This window comes from Sphingomonas sp. S-NIH.Pt15_0812, assembly GCF_003951315.1.
Classification (GTDB): Bacteria; Pseudomonadota; Alphaproteobacteria; order Sphingomonadales; family Sphingomonadaceae; genus Sphingomonas.
This window is the reverse complement of record NZ_QLJH01000032.1, coordinates 1-18,776: the sequence shown is the minus strand read 5'-3', so window position 1 is coordinate 18,776 and position 18,776 is coordinate 1. Positions and strand designations below refer to the sequence as shown.

14 protein-coding genes are annotated in these 18,776 nt (G+C 68.6%); 7 read left to right on the top strand and 7 right to left on the bottom strand.

Features of this window, described 5'->3' with window-relative positions; translation table 11 throughout:
* The first annotated feature begins 36 nt into the window (after positions 1-36).
* Positions 37-783 carry a head GIN domain-containing protein gene (locus tag BRX43_RS16570; protein WP_125996201.1) on the top strand — a complete coding sequence of 249 codons (747 nt, stop codon included), beginning with the start codon at positions 37-39 and terminating at the stop codon, positions 781-783.
* A gap of 77 nt (positions 784-860) precedes the next feature.
* Here the strand turns inward: BRX43_RS16570 and ppk2 are convergent, their stop codons facing one another.
* On the bottom strand, positions 861-1,619 hold the full coding sequence (gene ppk2 / locus BRX43_RS16565) for a polyphosphate kinase 2 (RefSeq protein WP_241215014.1): 759 nt from the start codon (positions 1,617-1,619) through the stop codon (positions 861-863).
* Between the two features lie 200 nt (positions 1,620-1,819).
* Between ppk2 and BRX43_RS16560 the strand changes: the two genes are divergently transcribed.
* From BRX43_RS16560 to BRX43_RS16550, 3 genes are all read left to right on the top strand, one after another.
* Complete coding sequence (locus BRX43_RS16560; protein ID WP_125996200.1) at positions 1,820-2,314, top strand: MucR family transcriptional regulator; 495 nt, start codon at positions 1,820-1,822, stop codon at positions 2,312-2,314.
* A 429-nt stretch (positions 2,315-2,743) separates the two neighbouring features.
* On the top strand, positions 2,744-4,543 hold the full coding sequence (locus BRX43_RS21020) for a hypothetical protein (RefSeq protein WP_241215013.1): 1,800 nt from the start codon (positions 2,744-2,746) through the stop codon (positions 4,541-4,543).
* Between the two features lie 210 nt (positions 4,544-4,753).
* Positions 4,754-6,406 carry a hypothetical protein gene (locus BRX43_RS16550; RefSeq protein ID WP_206433256.1) on the top strand — a complete coding sequence of 551 codons (1,653 nt, stop codon included), beginning with the start codon at positions 4,754-4,756 and terminating at the stop codon, positions 6,404-6,406.
* Positions 6,407-6,543: 137 nt separating this feature from the next.
* Here BRX43_RS16550 and BRX43_RS16545 read toward each other — a convergent pair whose 3' ends face one another.
* Genes BRX43_RS16545 through BRX43_RS16530 form a run of 4 tightly spaced genes read right to left on the bottom strand, consistent with a single transcriptional unit; the run spans position 6,544 to position 13,074 of the window.
* Entirely contained in the window at positions 6,544-7,191 is a 648-nt protein-coding gene (locus tag BRX43_RS16545; protein WP_125996198.1) for a hypothetical protein, read from the bottom strand.
* Positions 7,188-8,642, bottom strand: coding sequence for an efflux transporter outer membrane subunit (locus BRX43_RS16540; RefSeq protein ID WP_125996197.1), 1,455 nt, complete (start codon positions 8,640-8,642; stop codon positions 7,188-7,190). Before BRX43_RS16540 ends, BRX43_RS16545 begins: the two co-directional genes overlap by 4 nt.
* Positions 8,639-11,821 (bottom strand): CusA/CzcA family heavy metal efflux RND transporter, encoded by a 3,183-nt coding sequence (locus BRX43_RS16535; RefSeq protein ID WP_125996196.1) that lies wholly within the window; start codon positions 11,819-11,821, stop codon positions 8,639-8,641. Before BRX43_RS16535 ends, BRX43_RS16540 begins: the two co-directional genes overlap by 4 nt.
* Positions 11,818-13,074, bottom strand: coding sequence for an efflux RND transporter periplasmic adaptor subunit (locus BRX43_RS16530; RefSeq protein WP_125996195.1), 1,257 nt, complete (start codon positions 13,072-13,074; stop codon positions 11,818-11,820). Before BRX43_RS16530 ends, BRX43_RS16535 begins: the two co-directional genes overlap by 4 nt.
* A gap of 91 nt (positions 13,075-13,165) precedes the next feature.
* Here BRX43_RS16530 and BRX43_RS16525 point away from each other — a divergent pair, with 91 nt between their 5' ends.
* The 3 genes from BRX43_RS16525 (at position 13,166) to katG (ending at position 17,588) form a co-directional block, all read left to right on the top strand.
* Positions 13,166-13,840, top strand: coding sequence for a response regulator transcription factor (locus tag BRX43_RS16525; RefSeq protein WP_125996194.1), 675 nt, complete (start codon positions 13,166-13,168; stop codon positions 13,838-13,840).
* Entirely contained in the window at positions 13,837-15,243 is a 1,407-nt protein-coding gene (locus tag BRX43_RS16520; protein ID WP_125996193.1) for a HAMP domain-containing sensor histidine kinase, read from the top strand. Before BRX43_RS16525 ends, BRX43_RS16520 begins: the two co-directional genes overlap by 4 nt.
* Positions 15,244-15,365: 122 nt before the next feature.
* Positions 15,366-17,588 (top strand): catalase/peroxidase HPI, encoded by a 2,223-nt coding sequence (gene katG / locus BRX43_RS16515; protein ID WP_125996192.1) that lies wholly within the window; start codon positions 15,366-15,368, stop codon positions 17,586-17,588.
* A gap of 101 nt (positions 17,589-17,689) precedes the next feature.
* Here katG and BRX43_RS16510 read toward each other — a convergent pair whose 3' ends face one another.
* Both BRX43_RS16510 and BRX43_RS16505 read right to left on the bottom strand, forming a co-directional pair.
* A complete protein-coding gene (locus BRX43_RS16510; RefSeq protein ID WP_125996191.1) occupies positions 17,690-18,094 on the bottom strand; it encodes a hypothetical protein in 405 nt (134 codons plus the stop codon).
* Between the two features lie 163 nt (positions 18,095-18,257).
* A partial coding sequence (locus tag BRX43_RS16505; protein ID WP_164523647.1) for a peptidylprolyl isomerase occupies positions 18,258-18,776 on the bottom strand: 519 nt, incomplete at its 5' end.

Sequence of the window (18,776 nt, the reverse complement as noted above, 5' to 3'; positions counted from 1 at the left end):
TATTATCTAGGCAATACACATAGGGGAGACCGTCCGATGATTCGCCGTCACCATGCCGCCATCGCCCTTGCCATCCTGGCCATGCCCGTCGCGGCCTGCTCGATGAACTGGAGCGACAAACAGGACAAGGAGGAGGCGGGCATCGCCGGCGTCGGCAGCGGCGACCGCCGGACCTATCCGGTCGAGGGCTTCACCACCATCGCGCTGGCCGCGGCGGGCGATGTCGATGTCCGCGTCGGTCCCGCCTATTCGGTCACCGCGACGGGTTCGCCCGAGGCGCTCGACAAGCTGAAGGTCACGCGCGACGGCGATACGCTGAAACTGTCGCGGCAGCGCGGCGTCACCTGGGGCAAGAGCGGCAAGGTGCATTTCACCGTCACCATGCCGCGTATCCGGGGCGCGGATATCGGCGGTTCCGGCACGATCACGGTCGATCGGGTCGAGGGGGAGCGGTTCGAGGGCAATATCGGCGGTTCCGGCACGCTCGACATTCGCGGGCTGAACGTGCGCAAGGTCGAGTTCGCGATCGGCGGCTCCGGCGATGTCGCGGCGGCGGGCGCGGCGGGCGAGCTGGAGGTGTCGATCGGCGGCTCGGGCAAGGTGCGGGCGCAGCCGCTGCGCAGCGAATCGGCCGATATCACCATCGCCGGGTCGGGCAATATCGCCGCCACCGTGACCCGCCATGCGGATGTGACGATCCTGGGCGCGGGCGATGTCACCATCCAGGGCGGCGCGCAGTGCAAGGTGACGAAGATGGGGGCGGGCAACGTCCGCTGCGGCTGACGGCCCCCGGCGCGGCGGCCCCGGAGGCTGCCGCGCCATGATTGCATCGCCTTTTCAGGGCAGGAGGCCTGCCCGGATCAGGGGGCCAGTCGACCGTCGGTGATCGCCGCCGCCTCGAACGGGAAGAGGATGTCCGGATCGGGACGCTTGGCGGTACGGGCGATGCCCGGATCGGCGAAATGATTCAGGACATGCTTCATGATCGCCTTGCGCGCGACGGGCTTGTCGTCGGCGCGGACGCAGAACCAGGGGGCGAGCGGCGTGTGGGTGCGCAGCAACATGGTGTCGCGCGCCGCGGAATAGTCGGCCCAGCGATCCTGCGCCACCGCATCCATGTCGGACACCTTCAGGCTCTTCAGCGGATTGGTCCGGCGCGACTTCAGCCGCTTGTGCTGCTCCTCCTTGGTGATGTCGAGCCAGACCTTGAGCAGGCCGATGCCGCTCTCGACCAGCATCCGCTCGAAATCGGGCGCGTCGCGCAGGAACTCGGCCTGTTCGTCGCGGGTGGAAAAGTCCATCACCACCTCGACCCCGGCGCGATTGTACCAGGAGCGGTTGAAGATCACCAACTCGCCCGCGGCGGGAAGATGTTGGACATAACGCTGGAAATACCATTGCGATCGTTCGCGTTCGGTCGGCTTGGGCAGCGCGACGACGCGGGTGGCGCGGGACGACAGATGTTCGGTCAGGCGCTTGATCGTACCATCCTTGCCCGCCCCGTCGCGCCCTTCCAGCACCAGGATCATGCGCTTGCCCGACTCGATCGCCGCTTTCTGCATCTCGACCAGCCCGAGTTGCAGCCGTTCGAGACGGGTAAGGGATTCCGTTGTATTCACCGGCGTTGCTCCATCGGTTGCGGTCAATCGTTTCTGGGGTGGAAACCCTTGGAGTCCTGAAAAGTTTACTGCCGGTTGTGCGACATCATGGGCGCGGGCGATCGAACCGGATCAGCTTTGATCTAAATCTCGAAAATGTTCATTTCGGATGTTGACGGCCAGTACAGGGGCGCTAGGGCTGGCGATGAAAAGGAGCGACCATGGTAGACGATACGACCGACAATAATGCCGTAGAGCTGGCGACCGAGCTGACTATTGCGTGGCTGGGAAATCCCAATACGCGCACGTCGGCCGAAGACGTGCCGGCTTTCCTGGGCAAGATGCATGACACCGTGTCGGCGTTACTCGGCAATGGCAGTGTCGCCCCCGCCGCCGAACCGCAGGGTGAATATGTCCCCGCGGTCAGCGCGCGAAAGTCACTGGCGTCCAAGGATCACATCATCTCGATGATCGATGGCAAGCCCTACAAGACCTTGCGTCGTCACCTGGCCACCAATGGCCTGACCCCGCAGGAATATCGCGAGCGTTACGGCCTGAAGCCCGATTACCCGATGGTGGCCGAGAATTACTCGGAAAGCCGTCGCGCCATGGCGAAGAAGATCGGCCTGGGTCGCAAGCCCGGCGCGCGCAAGTCCGCCGAAGCATCTACCCCGGCGAAGCGGGGTCGCAAGCCGGCGGATGCCGCATCCGAATAACAATCGCGGCTCCGCAATTGTTGATCCGAAAGGGGGGTGGCTTGGCCGCCCCCCTTTTTTGTCGCGTCCACCGGACTGCACAGGTCTGCGAATCGACTCTTCCCGGCAATGGTGAGGCGACGACGCACTGTCGGGCCAGAATGTCCTCACAGCAATAAGATCGCGGCCCGCATTGCATGCTCGGCGAGTCGCCTCAGCCAGCCCGCGTTAAGCGCGGACCCGCAACGATTGTTGCGGGAAAATGGTTCCAAATCTTAAAGGCGTGGTTAACAACTAGTAAAAATCGATCTACGTCCACGACTTGTCGATGCTTTGCCACGGCTTGGCTAAGCGCCTGTAAACCAAACTTTTCTGGTTGGTTCCGTTAATTGACCTGCAACCCTTTTCACTTACTTCGACCTTCATAGAGTGGTCGGGGAACTTAACGGCATGATCAGTTACTTGCGCGATGGCGCGGCCGTGGTGCTGCGCCGGAACAATCGTCGCGCCCATCTGGCGCTTACGGCCCTGTCGGGTGCGGTGCTGTTGTCGGCCTGTGGCGGTGGCGGCGGCAGCGGGGATGTCGGTACGGCATCGTCCGGCGTGACGGTCGTTCCGGTCGCCACGCCGACGCCCAGCCCGACGCCGGCTCCCACGCCGACGCCGACGCCGGCCCCTACGCCGACGCCGACGCCGGCCCCTACGCCGACGCCGACTCCAACGCCGACACCGGCCCCCACACCAACGCCGACGCCGGCCCCCACGCCGACACCGACGCCAACGCCCAGCCCGACCCCCACACCCACGCCAGCCAGTTCGCCGTCGCGCGCCGGCTTCGGTCTGGGGGTGAACGTTTCATCGGTCGATTACTTCTCGAACGAATATACGTTCATGAACCTGCTGACCGGCCATACCTGGGTCGACACCGGTACAGGCTGGCAGGCCGTGGCGGAGAGCGAAATCGATTCGCTCGGCATGATCAAGCAGATGGCGGCGGGCAAAAGCTATGCCCGGGTCATGACCCCGCCCTCGCAGGTGTTCAACGGACAGGTGGTCGGCGTTCGCTGCACCTGGACCGGTACCGGTGACGTCAATATCGGCGGATATCGGAAGAACCTGGTGCGCGGCGACCATGTCCTGACGTTCGATTGGACGGCCGCGCCCGCGCCGGAAGGTAATAGTCGCAACTGGCTGAGCCTGTCGAACGTCAGTGCGACCGATCCGGTCCGCAATCTCGACTGCCGGGAGCAGGGCGCACCGCGGGACCAGATTTTCTCCACGCAGCTTATCGAGAGCCTGAAGCCGTTTTCCGTGCTGCGTTTCCTCGATTGGTCGCCGGCCAATCAGAATCCGGCCTCGGTGACCTGGGCGAACCGATCATTGCCGAACGGCATCAACCAGGCGGATCGTCCGCGCGGCGTCGCGCTGGAACATATGGTGGCGCTGGCCAATCAGGTGGGTGCCGATCCCTGGTTCACCGTTCCGTGGAATGCGGACGAAGACTATGTCACGCGCATGGCGCAATTGGTCCATGACTCGCTGGATTCCGGCCGACGTGTCTATGTCGAGCTGGGTAACGAGAATTGGAACTATGCCTTCCCGCTGGCGCACCAGATCCAGGCGGAGGGCCTGGCCGCCGGTCTCGACACCAACGGTTTCGGCGCGAATCTGAAGCGCTATGCGCAGAAGACGGTCTGGGCGATGAAGATCTGGGCGAAGGTCTTCGCCGATCGGCCGGGCCAGCTGGTCCGTATCGCTTCCGCGCAGAGCGCCAACCCCTGGGTCGGTCAGCAGGTCATGGCCGCGCCCGATCTCGCCGCCAATGTCGACGCACTTGCCATCGCGCCCTATTTCAACCTCGCCAAGGACAGTGACTCCACCGGCGCGCTCAGCGACCGGCTGGCCTCGCTCAAGGCGGGCGTGGACATCACGTTGCGCGCCATCGCGGACAACAAGGTGACCGCGCAGAAATATGGCAAGCGGCTGATCACTTATGAAGGCGGCCAGCATGTCGTCGACATGACCACCGGGGGCGGTACGCGCGTGCAGGAGGTCAACCGGTCCGCCACCATGTACGACCTGTACAAGAGCTACATCGAGGGTTGGAAGGCGCGGTCGGACGACCTGATGGTGCTGTACAGCGCCACCGGCCCGGCCGGCGGCGGCGGGGCCTGGGGCATGCGGGAATATGCCGGGCAGCCCGTCGACCAGACGCCGAAGCGGCGAGCCGCCCTCGAATTCGGTCGATAGGTGGAACCCCCGTCTATTTCTTGGCATGCCAAGCGGTTACAGCAGCTTCCAAATCCGTAAAAAAGAAATTGATCGCACCATATCGTTAAATCATCGGTATCTCTGATCTTTAATCCGGTGTGGATCAGTAAGCTATATTTAGGAAAACAGCAGGATCGCGAAGGATAGAGCCCTTCGCGATCGACGCCAAAGCTTTAACTGGAGTAGTCCATGACTGGTACTTCTATTGCTAAGATGATTGCCGCTGTGAAGGCCGTCGCGACTACGCCATCCACGGCGCTGGTGGCCGGCGCGACGGCGGTGGCCGCCGTGGGTTCGGTGGGTGTCGTGACCGGCAAGGGGTCGGTCAACTCGTCCGCCCCGGCGATCTTCGTGCTCAAGGGCGTGCCCAAGCCGACCCCGACCCCGACACCGGCCCCCACGCCGGCTCCATCGCCGTCCGCCAAGGGGTTCGGCCTGGGTATCAACGTCGCGCCCGTGGATTATTATTCCAACGAATACACTTTCATGAACCTGGTTTCCGGTCATGGCTGGGTCGATACCAACAATGGCTGGCAGTCCCTGCCGAACGGCCAGCTCGACACCTACGGGATGCCCAAGCAGGTTCCGACGAACAAGAGCTATGCCTATGTGATGACGCCGCCGTCGCAGGTGTTCAACGGCCAGAGCGTCGCCATCCGCTGCACCTGGACGGGCTCGGGCGACGTGAATATCGGCGGGTCGCGCAAGAACCTGGTCCGCGGCGACCATGTCCTGACCTTCGACTGGCCGGCCGGTCCGCCGCCCGAGGGCAATACGCGCAACTGGATCAACGTGTCGGGCGTGCCGGCGAACGATCCCGTGCGCAATCTCGACTGCCGGGAGAAGAGTGCGCCGCGCGACCAGATGTTCGCCTCGCAGCTGATCGACAGCCTGAAGCCCTATAGCGTGCTGCGCTTCCTGGACTGGTCGGCGACCAATACCAATCCGGCCAAGATCACCTGGGCGGAGCGGACGCTGCCGACCGGCGTCAACCAGGCCGATCATTCGCGCGGCGTGGCGTTGGAGAATATGGTCCTGCTCGCCAATACGGTGGGGGCCGATCCCTGGTTCGCCATTCCGTGGAATGCGGACGAGGATTATGTGACCCGCATGGCCAAGCTGGTGCATGACAGCCTGGCGTCGAACCGGCGGGTCTATGTCGAGATCGGCAACGAGAACTGGAACTATGCCTTCCCGCTGGCGCACCAGATCCAGTCCGAAGGTCTGGCGGCTGGTCTCGACACCAACGGCTTCGGCGCCAATCTGAAGCGCTATTCGCAGAAGACGGTCTGGGCGATGAAGATCTGGGCGAAGGTGTTCGCCGATCGGCCGGGGCAGTTGGTGCGCGTCATCGGGGCGCAGAGCGCCAATCCCTGGGTCGGCCAGCAGGTGATGGCCGAGCCGAATGTGGCGGCGAATGTCGATGCGCTCGCGATCGCACCCTATTTCAACTATGCCGGCGACGTGACGGGGCGCAGCCTGGTCGAGCGGCAGGCGTCGCTGCGCGCCGGCCTGGCCCAGACGATGAAGGATATCACGGGGAACCAGGATACCGCCAAGCAATATGGCAAGCGCCTGATCACCTATGAAGGCGGCCAGCATGTCGTCGACTTCACCAATGGCGGCGCGGCGCGGGTGCAGGACATCAACCGGTCGGCGGTGATGTACGATCTGTACAAGAGCTATATCAGCGCCTGGAAGAGCCAGGTGAACGACGTGCTGACCTTGTACAGCGCCACCGGCATGGCCGGGGCGGGGGGTGCCTGGGGTATCCGCGAATATGCGGGCCAGCCGGTCGATCAGACGCCCAAGCGCAAGGCGGCGCTGGAATTCGGCAAGTAAAGGCCGGGCGGATCACTTCGAAGGGGTGGTCCGGCAGGAAAAGGGCGGTGGGCGCGACGCGGCGTCCACCGCCCTTTTCCGTTGTGCGAGCGGTGGCGGCTGGCCCGCTTTGTCGGCACGACGGGTTCCGCCGGGGCTTAGTCCAGCCAGATCGCGCCATGCGGCAGGTCGAGCACTAGGCGGCGGTCGGCGAAGGCGTCCCAGCCGATCGATACGGCGCCATCGGCGTCGCGGCGGCCGGGCAGGATCGTGCCGCCGATGGTCACCGACAGGGTGGCGGGTGGCGGCGGCTGGTCGTGCGGGGCGGTGTCGAAGCGGACGGTGACCGCTTGACCGTCGAGCTGGCCCGGCAAGGTCAGCGCATCGTTCCGCAGCGTCACCGGGATGCGCGTGGCATGGTCGGCGAGGCGCGCGGCGTCGCGCGCGGCGAGGCCGCGGACCTGGTCCGCCTTCAGGTCGAGGCGGATAGTGACCGTGCCCAGCACGTCGCGGCCGAGATCGAGCAGCGCTTCGTCCGGCAACATGGGGACGAAGCGCGCGCGGCGGAGGTCGGCATAGGGACGCACGAAGCGGATATGGAGCGGGCGGGGCAGCGTCGTCACGCCGGTGTCCGGCGCCTGGGGCATGCCGGGCAAGCGCCGGGCGAGCGGCCGGGCGATGCCGGTGACCGGCGCGGCGGGGTCGAGGAAGACGCGCGTGTCGATCGTCCGCGCCACCGCGACGGCGCGCAGGCCCGAGGGGGCGAGCACCAGCCGGTCGCTGGGCGGGGCGTGGAAGCCGGTCATGGGCGGGTCTCCGTCGCGGATGCGGGAATGGGGCCGCCGACCGCCTCAAACAGCGCGACCGTGTCGGCGAGCCGCGCCGCCTCCGCCTGGATGCGGGCGGACGAGGCCTGGGCGGCGGCGGCGGCGGCGTTCAGCAGCGCCAGCGTGCCGACGCCGCCGAGCTGGAGCTGGCGGCGCGTGAAGCCCAGCGACTGGTCGGCGGCGTCGCGCGCGCGGGTCGCGGCGTCGAGCGCGGTGGCGTCGCCGCGCAGGCCGGCGAGCGCGTCGTCGACATCGACGAACGCCTGCAGCGCCGCACCGCGATACCCGGCCTTGGCGATGTCGAGCGCGGCTTCCGCGGCGCGTTGCTGGTGGCGGAGGGCGCCGGCGTGGAAGATCGGCGCGGTGAGGCCGCCGATCAGTGCATAGAACGGATTGCCGGTCGCGAACATCCGCTCGAACCGCTGGGCCGAGCCGCCGGCATTGCCCGACAGGGTGAGGCTGGGCAGCCGCGCGGCGATGGCGGTGCCGAGATCGGCGGCGGCGCCCTCCATCTGCGCGGCCGCGGCGCGCACGTCCGGCCGCGCGGCGACCAGATCGGCGGGCAGCGCGACCGGCAATTCGGTCGGCAGGCGCAGTTCGGACAGGGTCGGCAGGTCGAGCGTCGCGGCGCCGGGGGCGGTGCCGGTCAGCGTCGCGACCAGCGCGCGCTGGTGCTGCGCCTGGCGCTGGAGCGGCGGCAGCACCGCCTCCGCCGTGGCGAGCGCGCTGGCCTGCGCCGCCACGTCCGCCGCGCCGATCTCGCCCAGCGCCTGGCGGCGGCGGAGCAGGTCGAGGATTTCGCGGTTGGAACGGATCGCGCTGGCGGCGGCGTCGATCTGGGCCTGGAGCGCGGCCTGTTCGATCACCGCCAGCGCCAGGTTGGCGACGACGCTGGTCCGGGCCGCGTCGAGCCGGGCGGCGGCGACCGAGGCGGCGGCGGTAGCGGAGCGGATGCGGCCGCGCTGCCCGCCGAACAGGTCGAGCGGATAGGTGACCGACAACTGGCTGGTGTGCAGCGTGTAGAGCGTGTCGGCCACATTGGCGAGTGGCGAGGACAGCGCATTGGACACCCGCGCCCGCTCCGCCTGATAGCCGGCATCGACCTGCGGCCCGGCATTGCCGCGCGCGACGTCGCGCAGTTCGCGGGCCTGGCGCAAGGTCGCCTCCGCCGCCGCCAGATCGGTATTGGCGGCCAGCGCGCGGGCGACGAGCGCGTCGAGCCGGGGGCTGCCGAAGCGCGTCCACCAGTCGGCGGGCGCGGGGCGGCCGGGTTCGATCCGCTGCGTCGGGCCCGCGCTGGCGGCCAGCGTGGCGGCGGCGGCCGGCGGCGGCAGGGGCAGGTCGACCCGGGGATGCTGCGGTCCGACCGAACAGGCCGACAGGGCGGCGGTGCCGAGCAGCAGGGCGAGGGTGCGAGGCGAACAGGTCATGCCGGCAGCTCCCCGGTTCGGGCGGGATGATGGGGCAGGGCGTGGCCGTGCGGCCCGCGCTCCTCGGGCGAGACATGGCGCGAGAAGCGGTCGATCAGCACCGGCATGACCAGCAGGATCAGCACGGGGGCGAGCGCCATGCCGCCGACCACGATCAGCGCCAGGGGCTTCTGCACCTGGCTGCCGATGCCGGTCGAGACGGCGGCGGGCAGCAGGCCGATCGCGGCGGCGGCGCAGGTCATCACCACCGGGCGGAGCGCCGTGTCGACGGTGGTGGCGAGCGCCTCCGCCCGCGCCATGCCGCCGTCCAGCGCCTGGTTGAAGGTCGTCACCATCAGGATGCCGTCCATCACCGCGATGCCGAACAGCGCGACGAAGCCGATCGCGGCGGAGATGCTGAACGGGGTGCCGGTCAGCGCCAGCGCCAGCACGCCGCCGACGATCGCCATCGGGATGACGCTGAACGCCATCAGCGTGTCGGTGACCGAGGAGAAATTGGCGTAGAGCAGGATCAGGATCAGCCCCAGGCTGATCGGCACGACCACCTCCAGCCGGTCGACCGCGCTGGTCAGGTTGCCCAGCTCGCCCGCCCATTCCAGGTGGTAGCCGGCGGGCAGCGGCACGGCTTGGGCGACGCGCGCCTGCGCCTCGCCCACCGCGCCGCCCAGGTCGCGGTCGCGGACGCTGAACTTGATCGGGATATAGCGCTCCTGATGCTCGCGATAGACGAAGGACGCGCCGGAGGTCAGGCGGACCCTGGCGACCTCGGACAAGGGCACCTGGACGATGCCGTTGCCGTTGGGCGCGGGCGCGCCGATGGTGATGCGGCGGATCGATTCCAGGCTGTCGCGCTCGTTGGGGGTGAGGCGGACGACGATCGGGAAGTGGCGGTCGGTGCCGGTCTCGTACAGGTCGCCGGGGCTCTGCCCGCCGATCGCGGCGGCGACCGTGGTGTTGATGTCGTCGGGCGTCAGGCCATAGCGCGCGGCGGCGGCGCGATCGACGTCGATCCGCACCGTCGGCTGGCCGAGCGAGTCGGACACGCCGAGATCGGTGATGCCGCGCACCTTGGCCATCTCCGCTTGGATGCGGGCGGACAGTTTCTCCAGCGTGGCGAGGTCGGGGCCGAAGACCTTGACCGAATTGGCGCCCTTCACGCCCGAGGAGGCTTCCTCGACATTGTCCTGGATATATTGCGAGAATTCGAACTCGGCGCCGGGATAACGGGCCTGGAGCTTCGCCTGGAGCTCGCGGGTCAGCGTGTCCTTGGTCACGCCGCTCGGCCATTCGTCGGCGGGTTTAAGCGGCGTGTAGAATTCGGCGTTGAAGAAGCCGGTGGCGTCGGTGCCGTCATCGGGCCGGCCATGGGTGGAGATGACGCGCTGCACCTCCGGATAGCTGGCGATGATGCGGCGGATGCCGTTCACCGTCGGCTGCCCGGCCTCCAGCGAGACCGAGGCGGGAAGCGAGGCGCGGATGTAGAGATTGCCCTCCTCCAGATGCGGCAGGAACTCGACGCCCAGGCCGTGGACCGCGACCAGGGCGGCGACCATCAGCAGCGCGGTGCCGCCCAGGGTCAGCATCCGGTTGCCGAGCGCGAAGGCCGCGGCGGGGCGGTAGATCCCCCGCAGCTTGCGGACGATCCAGGTCTCCACTTCGTCCAGCGTGTCAGGCAGCAGCAGCGCCGACAGCACCGGCGACACGGTGAAGGTGGCGATCAGGCCGCCCGCGATGGCATAGGCATAGGTCTTGGCCATCGGGCCGAAGATGTGCCCCTCCACGCCGGTCAGCGTGAACAGCGGCAGGAAGCTGGCGATGATGATCGCGGCGGCGAAGGCGATGCCGCGGCTGACTTCCGACCCCGCATGCAGGATCGCGGAGAAGCGGCTGGCGGCATTGGCATGGGTGCGGCCGCTCTCGATCGCGGCGGAGCGCATGACCATGTGGCGGAAGATATTCTCGACCATGATGACGCTGGCATCGACGACCAGCCCGAAATCGAGCGCGCCGACCGACAGCAGATTGGCGGATTCGCCCTGCAGGGTCAGGATCAGCACCGCGAAGGCGAGCGCGAAGGGGATGGTGGTCGCGACGATGATCGCCGAGCGCAGATTGCCCAGGAACAGCCATTGCAGGAGGAAGATCAGCAGGATCCCCTCGATCAGATTGTGCAGCACCGTGTGCGTGGTCACGTCGATCAGGTCGGACCGGTCGTAGATCCGCTCCAGGGTGACGCCGGGGGGCAGGACCCCGCCGGCGTTGATCGTCGCGACCTCCTTCTTCACCTGTTCGATGGTCGGCATGGATTGCGCGCCGCGCTGCATCAGCACGATGCCCATGACGATATCGTCGTCCGGCCCGACCCCGGCGATGCCCAGGCGCGGCTGGTTGCCGATGCGCAGGCTGGCGACGTCGCTGAGCAGTACGGGATTGCCGGCATTGGTGCCGACCAGCACATGGCGGATCGCGTCGGTCGACTGGATCAGCCCGACGCCGCGCACGATCGCCGCCTGCGATCCGAAGTTGATCGTCTGCGCGCCGACATTGCCGTCGCTCTTGCCGATCGCGGCCAGCACCTGACCCAGGGTGACGCCGTGGGCGAGCAGCTTGTCGTTGTCGACGACGACCTCATAGGTGCGCAGCTTGCCGCCCCAGCCGGTCACGTCGGCGACGCCGGGAATCCGCTTGAACCGGCGTTGCAGCACCCAGTCCTGGAGCGTCTTCAGGTCCATGACCGAATAGCCGGCCGGCGCCTTGATCCGGTAGCGGAAGATCTCGCCGATCGGGCTGGTCGGCGAGATGGTCGGCTGCGCATTGCCCGGCAGGGCGCCGAGCTGGGACAGGCGGCCGAGCACGCGCTGTTCCGCCTCGCGGAAGCCGACATTGTAGCTGAACTGGATGCGCACGTCGGACAGGCCGAACAGCGAGATGGTGCGTACCGCCTTCAGGTCGGGGATGCCGGCCACCGCCTGTTCGATCGGGATGGTGACGCCGCGCTCCATCTCCTCGGCGGAGATGCCGTTGGACTGGGTCAGCACCTCGACCATCGGCGGGACGGGGTCGGGATAGGCCTCGATGTTGAGGTTCGCGAAGGCGACGCCGCCGGCCAGGATCATGCCCGCGAGCAGCATCAGCATCAGCACGCGCTGGCGCAGCGCGGTGGCGATCAGGCCGTTCATGCGCCGGCACCCCCGCCGTTCAGCCCGGCCTCGTTGACGAACAGCGCGCCTGCGGTGACGATCCGCTCGCCCGGCTTCAGCCCGGCGGTGACGCGGTCCCAGCCATCGTCGCTGTCGGCGACGGTGACGGTGCGGGCGGTGAGCCGCCCGTTCGCCCCCGCCACCCAGACGCGCGCGCCGTCGCCCTCATGGATCACCGCGTCGGAGGGGACGCGGACGCCCGCCGGCCCGGCCGGCGCGGCGCGGCGGATCGCGAAGCTGGCGAACATCTCCGGCTTCAGCGCGCCGTCCGGATTGCGGACCGTGGCGCGCACCGCCAGGCGATGGGTGACGGGATCGAGCGCGACCGCGACATTGTCGATCACCGCGGCGAAGCGCCGGCCCGGATAGGCCGGGGTGGTGACGGTCACGGCATCGCCGACATGGACGCCCGCCGCATCGCGCTCGGGCAGTTGCGCGACCAGCCAGACGCGCGACAGGTCGGCGATGGTCAGCAGCGGCTTGTCGCCGCCCGCGCCGACGAATTCGCCCGGCGCGACATCGCGGGCGACGACGGTGCCGGCGACCGGTGCGGCATAGGTGACGATCGCCGCGCCCTGGCCGCCGGTGCCGGCGGCGCGGCCGAACAGCGCCAGCCGGTCCTGCGCGGTGCGGACCGCACCTTGCGCGGCGGCGACGGCGGCGCGCGCCACGACCAGGTCGCTGGCCGCCTGGCGATAATCCTTCAGCGCGCCGCCGGCGGTGGCGTAGATCGCCTGCTGCCGCTTGGCGTTGTCCTCGGCGATGCGGAGCTGCGCCTGGGCCGACTCGGCCTGGGTCCGCGCGGTGGTCAGGGCGTTGCGCGCATCGGCATAGTCGTTGGAGGCGAGGCGGAGGAGCGGCTGGCCGCGCCGTACATCCTGCCCCGCCTCGACCAGCACCTGCACGACCCGGCCGGAGAAGGGCAGGGTGACGGGGGCGCTATGCTCGCCATCGACGGCGATCGTGCCGGTCGCGTCGAGCGGCGCGCCGGCCCCCGCATCGCCGACGGTCAGCAGCTTCATCTGCGCGAGCTGGTCGGGCGTCGCCTGGAAGGTGCCGGGGGGCAAGGGATGGTCGGCCGCGGGCGTCGGCGCGGTCAGCGCGCGGATCACGGTCATCGCCAGCCAGATCAGCAGGAACACGCCGCCGCCGATCAGCAGCCAGCGCAGTTGCGCACGGCGGTCGAGCCGCAGGACGGTGGGAAGGGGCGGGGATGCGTGTTCGATGGACATGATGCGGCCTTGACCCCTGCTTGCGGCGAGGAAGGCCGGCGGCTAGGCCCGCTGGCTTACACGAACCTTACGACCGGATCGGACCCGCGCCGTGCGCCTGCTGCTTGTCGAGGACGATCGCGATCTCGCCGCCGCGCTGGCGCAGGCGCTGGGGCGCCACGGCATCGCCACCGACCATGCCGCGCGGGCCGAGGATGCCGAAGCGATGCTGGCGGTCGCCCAATATGGCGCGGTGCTGCTCGACCTGGGACTGCCCGACCGGGATGGGCTGGCGGTGCTGCGGACGTGGCGGGCGAACGGGGTGGCGGTGCCGGTGATCGTGGTGACGGCGCGGGGCGACACGCGCGCGCGGATCGCCGGGCTGGACGCGGGCGCGGACGATTATCTGCCCAAGCCGTTCGACGTGGACGAACTGGTCGCGCGGCTGCGCGCGGTGACGCGGCGGCGGGATGCGCTGGCCGGCAACCGGATCGCGCTGGGCAACGGCCATTTCGACACGGTGCGGCGCGAGCTGACCGTGGCGGAGGGCGTCGTGCCGCTGTCCGCGCGCGAGGCGGAGCTGGCGGCACTGCTGTTCCGCCGGATCGGGCGGGTGGTCGCCAAGGCGGCGGTGGAGGACCAGCTGTTCGGCCTGATGGGCGAGGGCGGCGGGCCGAATGCGGTCGAGGTCTATGTCCACCGGCTGCGCCGCAAGCTGGAGGCGGCGGAGGCGGCGGTACGGATCGAGACGATCCGGGGCATCGGCTATCTGGCGCGGATCGCATGAGCCTGTTCGCGCCGCGTTCGCTGTCGCGGCGCATCCTGCTGGGCGAGCTGCTGGCGGTGACGCTGGTCGCGGTGCTGCTGCCGGTGCTGCTGATGTCGGCGCTCCATGCCGCCACCGCGCGCGAGGAACGCGTGGCGCTGCGACGCGAGGCGGACATGATCGCGGGGCGGCTGCACTGGCGGGGGGACCGGCCGGCGATCGACCATCCGAGCGAACTGGAGCCGGGCTATGCCACCGCCTATGACGGGCGCGCCTTCGCGGTGACGGACGATGCCGGCCGGGTGCGGCTGGCAAGCCGCTATGCGGCGGGGGTGCCGTGGCGGCGGATCGCGGCGCGCGCGACGCGGCCCCGGTTCGTCGGGGCGGAGGATTTCGTGCTCTATGCCCGGCCGGTGGCGGTCGAGGGGCGGAACTTGCGCGTGATGGTGGCGCAGGACCGGTCGCAGCCGGGGGTGATCGTCGACGATATCGAGCGGGCCTTCCTGATCCGGATCGCGCTGGTGATGCCGGTGCTGCTGCTGCTGCCGGTGCTGAGCGGGCTGGCGATGCGGCGCACCGTCCGCGCGTTCCGGCGGGCGTCGGCGGAGGCGGAGGCGATCGACGCCTCGTCGCGCGGGGTGCCGATCGCGATCGAGGGATTGCCGACCGAGGCGCGGCCGCTGGTCGCCGCCGCCAACGGCCTGGTCGAGCGGGTGCGGCGCGCCTTTTTCCGGCAGTCGGAATTCGTCGGCAACGTCGTCCACGAATTGCGGACGCCGCTCCAGACGCTGGCGCTGGAACTGGATGCGCTGCCCGATCCGGCCTTGCGCCAGCGTTGCGCGGCGCAGGTCGAGCGGTTGAGCCATGTCGTGACTCAGTTGCGCGATCTGGCGACGCTGGACGATGGCGACGTGCGGCCCTGGGAGGCGCTGGACCTGGCGGCGCTGGCGACGGAGACGGTGGTGCGGATGGCCCCGGCGGTGATCGAGGGCGGGCATCACCTGGCCTTTGCCGGCGCGGACGGTGATGCCGGCCCGCGCGTCCGGGGCAATGCGACGCTGATCGACCTGGCGATCGCCAATCTGATCGGCAACGCCGCCAAGCACACGCCGGCGGGCTGCACCATCACGGTGAGCGTGCGCGACGATCCGGTGGGGGCGGCGGTGGAGGTGGCGGATGACGGCCCCGGCATCGCCTGTGTCGATTTGGGCGATGCGCAGGCGCGCTACTGGCGGGCGGACCATGCGCGATCGGACAGCGCCGGGCTGGGACTGGCGATCGTCACGCGGATCATGGAGCGCCATGGCGGACGGCTGGTGCTGGCGGTGGCGGGCGGCACGCGCGCGACCCTGTGCTTCCCCGCCGCGATCGATCGTGCCGGGCGGGCGGCGGATGGTGCAGCCGGCCGGGCGGAGGATCGTTGATCGTCGTAATCGATCACAGGGCCAAGGATTTCGCATTTCTACCGATCGTCGCGCTGGGATAGCGTGACGCCATACCGCTCCGGCCCTTCGATGCGCCGGCGCCGTCACGAGAGGAGCAGGACATGGACGCCATCACCGAAGGCAGCCCGATCAACGATCCCAAGAAGCAGCCCGCCGCGATGCGCACGCTGCTGGGCCGGACGGCGCGCGACTGGTGGCCCGAGGCGCTGTCGATCGACATCCTTCACCAGAAGGGCGTCAGCGGCAATCCGATGGGCGACGATTTCGATTATCGCAGCGAGTTCCTGAGCCTGGACTATGACCAGCTCAAGGCCGACCTGACCGCGCTGATGACCGACAGCCAGCCCTGGTGGCCGGCCGATTACGGGCATTACGGTCCCTTCTTCATCCGCATGGCGTGGCACTCGGCCGGCACCTATCGCACCGGCGACGGGCGTGGCGGTTCGTCGGCGGGGCAGCAGCGGTTCGCGCCGCTCAATTCCTGGCCTGACAACGGCAATCTCGACAAGGCGCGTCGCCTGCTCTGGCCGATAAAGCAGAAATACGGCCGTCAGCTGAGCTGGGCCGACCTGTTCATCCTGGCCGGCAATGTCGCGATCGAGTCGATGGGCGGCCCGACCTTCGGCTTCAGCGGCGGTCGCGAGGACGTGTTCGAGCCCGAGAAGGACGTCTATTGGGGCACCGAGGAGGAATGGCTGGGCCAGACCCGCATCGACGAGGAGGCCGGCCTCGCGCTGGAGAACCCGCTCGCGGCGATCCAGCACGGCCTGATCTACGTGAACCCCGAGGGGCCGGGCGGCTGCCCGATGCCGCAGGGATCGGCGCGCGACATGCGCGAAACCTTCGCGCGCATGGGCATGAACGACGAGGAGACGGTGGCGCTGACCGCCGGCGGCCATACGTTCGGCAAGGCGCATGGCGCGGGCGACCCGAAGCATGTCGGTCGCGAGCCGGAAGGCTCGGACATCGCCGCGCAGGGCCTGGGCTGGACCAGCACGCATGAGAGCGGGATGGGCGACCATACCATCACCTCCGGCCTGGAGGGTGCTTGGACGCCGACGCCGACGACCTGGGACATGACCTATTTCGACATGCTGTTCGACCATGAGTATGAGCTGGTCCGCAGCCCGGCGGGCGCGCACCAGTGGCAGCCGGTCGGCAATCCCGAGGACACGCTGGCCCCGGCCGCGCATACCGAGGGCAAGAAGGTGCCGACGATGATGTCGACCGCCGACATGGCGCTGAAGGTCGACCCGGCCTACAATGCCATCTGCCAGAAATTCCGGGCGGACCCGGAATATTTCGCCGATGCCTGGGCGCGCGCCTGGTTCAAGCTGACCCATCGCGACATGGGCCCCAAGATCCGCCTGATCGGCCCCGAGGTGCCCGGAGAGGAACTGCTGTGGCAGGACCCGATCCCGGTCGCCGACTATCCGCCAATCGAGGCGGGCGATGTCGCCACGCTGAAGGACGCGATCGCCGCATCGGGCCTGACCGTGGCCGAGCTGGTGACGACGGCCTGGGCGTCGGCGTCGACCTGGCGCGGGTCGGACCATCGCGGCGGCGCCAATGGCGGCCGCATCCGGCTGGCCCCGCAAAAGGACTGGGAGGTCAACCAGCCCGAGCAGCTCGCCCGCGTGCTGGCGGTCTATGAGCGGATCAAGGCGGAGTTCGACGGCGCGCAGGGCGGCAAGCAGGTGTCGATCGCCGACCTGATCGTGCTCGGCGGCTCGGTCGGCATCGAACAGGCGGCCAGGGCGGCGGGTCATGCCATCGAGGTGCCGTTCACGCCGGGCCGGACCGATGCGTCGGCCGAGCAGACCGATGCGGAGAGCTTCGCGGTGCTGGAGCCGCGCGCCGATGCGTTCCGCAACTACCTGCAGGTGCGCTTCACCGTGCCGACCGAGGAGCTGATGATCGACCGGGCGCAGCTGCTCGGCCTGTCGGCCCCCGAAATGGCGGTGCTGGTCGGCGGCCTGCGCGTGCTGGGCGCCAACCATCCCAAGGCGGGCGCGCATGGCGTGTTCACCAAGCGGCCGGGACAGCTGACCAACGACTTCTTCGTCAACCTGCTCGACATGGGCACGGCGTGGAAGCAGATCAGCGACGAGAGCGACCAGGAGTTCCTGGGCACCGACCGCCACAGCCATGAGCAGAAGTGGACCGCATCGCGCACCGACCTGGTGTTCGGGTCCAACTCGCAGCTGCGCGCGCTGGCGGAGGTCTATGCCTGTGACGATGCCGGGCCGGTGTTCGTCCGTCACTTCGTCCAGGCCTGGACCAAGGTGATGAACGCCGACCGCTACGACCTGATGCCGAGCTGACGGCCGGCGCGTCCTGTTTCACCCCCTTTGCGGGACGCGACGACCCGACGACGAGACCGCCGGCGCCGCCCTGTGCGCCGGCGGTCTTTTTCATGCGCGGATCAGGAGGCGATCCGCAGGGTCGGGGCCGGCTGCGCCGACATCGATCCCGATCGATCGGCGAGCGACTGGATATAGGGATATAGCGTCCGCTCCTGCGCCGCCATCAGGGCGAAGGCCTCGTCGAAATGTGCGGCCACCTCGACATGGAAGCGCGCGGTGTCGGCGGATACCGCCGACAGGTTCCAGCGGCCGACATGTTCCGAATAGCATTGCATCAACCGGGCGCGACGATCGATCACGTCGCGTACCGAAGTCGGCAGGGGGGCTTTGCCGCGCGCCGTCAGGACGGACAGGATCATGCGATCCTCGTTGCGGATGTGATCCCTGATCTTCATCGACAGCGCCATGCGGTTGCGGGCCAGCGCATTGATGTCGACCGGCACGTCCGCCAGGGTCGCGAGCATTGCGCGGCACGCCTCTGCGATGGCGCGATGCCCTGCGATAAGAGTGGCGCAATCCATTGATCCGTTCCCGCGTTCGTCGGTCTCGGATTCAACTTATATCAAGCCGCACGGTGCGCCGGTCAGGTTACAACGTAAACCGTTGCGATTTCTTCGGCCGCCGCGGTCAGGGCGTGCGGCGGATGGTGAGGATGCGGGTCGGCGCGGTGAGCAGCTGACCCTTCATCGCGCCCTCGCCCTTTTGCGGATCGGTGGGGGCGGCCCAGATCGTCTTGACCACGTCCATGCCGCTGACGACCTTGCCGAAGGCGGCATAGCCGGGATCGGCGGGCGGGTTGGGGCCGGGTTTGGCATCCAAGCCGGTCATGTCGCCGACCATGATCGTCCATTCGCCCTGCGCCGAACCGGGTTCGCGCCGGGCCATGGAGATGGTGCCCTCGACATGCGACAGGCCGGTGGTGGTGGTCGGTTCGTGGCGGATCGGCGGGAAGATCTTCTTGCCGTCACGCTGCCCGGCCTGGATCAGCCCGGCGTTCCACGGCAGCTTCATCGACCGATAGAAGGCGATGCCGTCGAACCGCTTGCCATCGACATAGCGAAGGAAGTTGGCGGTCGAGACCGGCGCATGACCGCGGTCCAGCGCGACGACGATGGGACCGGCGGTGGTGGTGATGGTGACGTCGAC

What these genes read in the sequence shown, in the direction of transcription:
- BRX43_RS16545 (WP_125996198.1), bottom strand. Translation starts at nt 7,191, where the DNA reads ATGACCGGCTTCCACGCCCCGCCCAGCGACCGGCTGGTGCTCGCCCCC.
- BRX43_RS16540 (WP_125996197.1), bottom strand. Translation starts at nt 8,642, where the DNA reads ATGACCTGTTCGCCTCGCACCCTCGCCCTGCTGCTCGGCACCGCCGCC.
- BRX43_RS21020 (WP_241215013.1), top strand. Translation starts at nt 2,744, where the DNA reads ATGATCAGTTACTTGCGCGATGGCGCGGCCGTGGTGCTGCGCCGGAAC.
- katG (WP_125996192.1), top strand. Translation starts at nt 15,366, where the DNA reads ATGGACGCCATCACCGAAGGCAGCCCGATCAACGATCCCAAGAAGCAG.
- BRX43_RS16560 (WP_125996200.1), top strand. Translation starts at nt 1,820, where the DNA reads ATGGTAGACGATACGACCGACAATAATGCCGTAGAGCTGGCGACCGAG.
- BRX43_RS16530 (WP_125996195.1), bottom strand. Translation starts at nt 13,074, where the DNA reads ATGTCCATCGAACACGCATCCCCGCCCCTTCCCACCGTCCTGCGGCTC.
- BRX43_RS16535 (WP_125996196.1), bottom strand. Translation starts at nt 11,821, where the DNA reads ATGAACGGCCTGATCGCCACCGCGCTGCGCCAGCGCGTGCTGATGCTG.
- BRX43_RS16520 (WP_125996193.1), top strand. Translation starts at nt 13,837, where the DNA reads ATGAGCCTGTTCGCGCCGCGTTCGCTGTCGCGGCGCATCCTGCTGGGC.
- BRX43_RS16550 (WP_206433256.1), top strand. Translation starts at nt 4,754, where the DNA reads ATGACTGGTACTTCTATTGCTAAGATGATTGCCGCTGTGAAGGCCGTC.
- BRX43_RS16570 (WP_125996201.1), top strand. Translation starts at nt 37, where the DNA reads ATGATTCGCCGTCACCATGCCGCCATCGCCCTTGCCATCCTGGCCATG.
- BRX43_RS16510 (WP_125996191.1), bottom strand. Translation starts at nt 18,094, where the DNA reads ATGCTCGCGACCCTGGCGGACGTGCCGGTCGACATCAATGCGCTGGCC.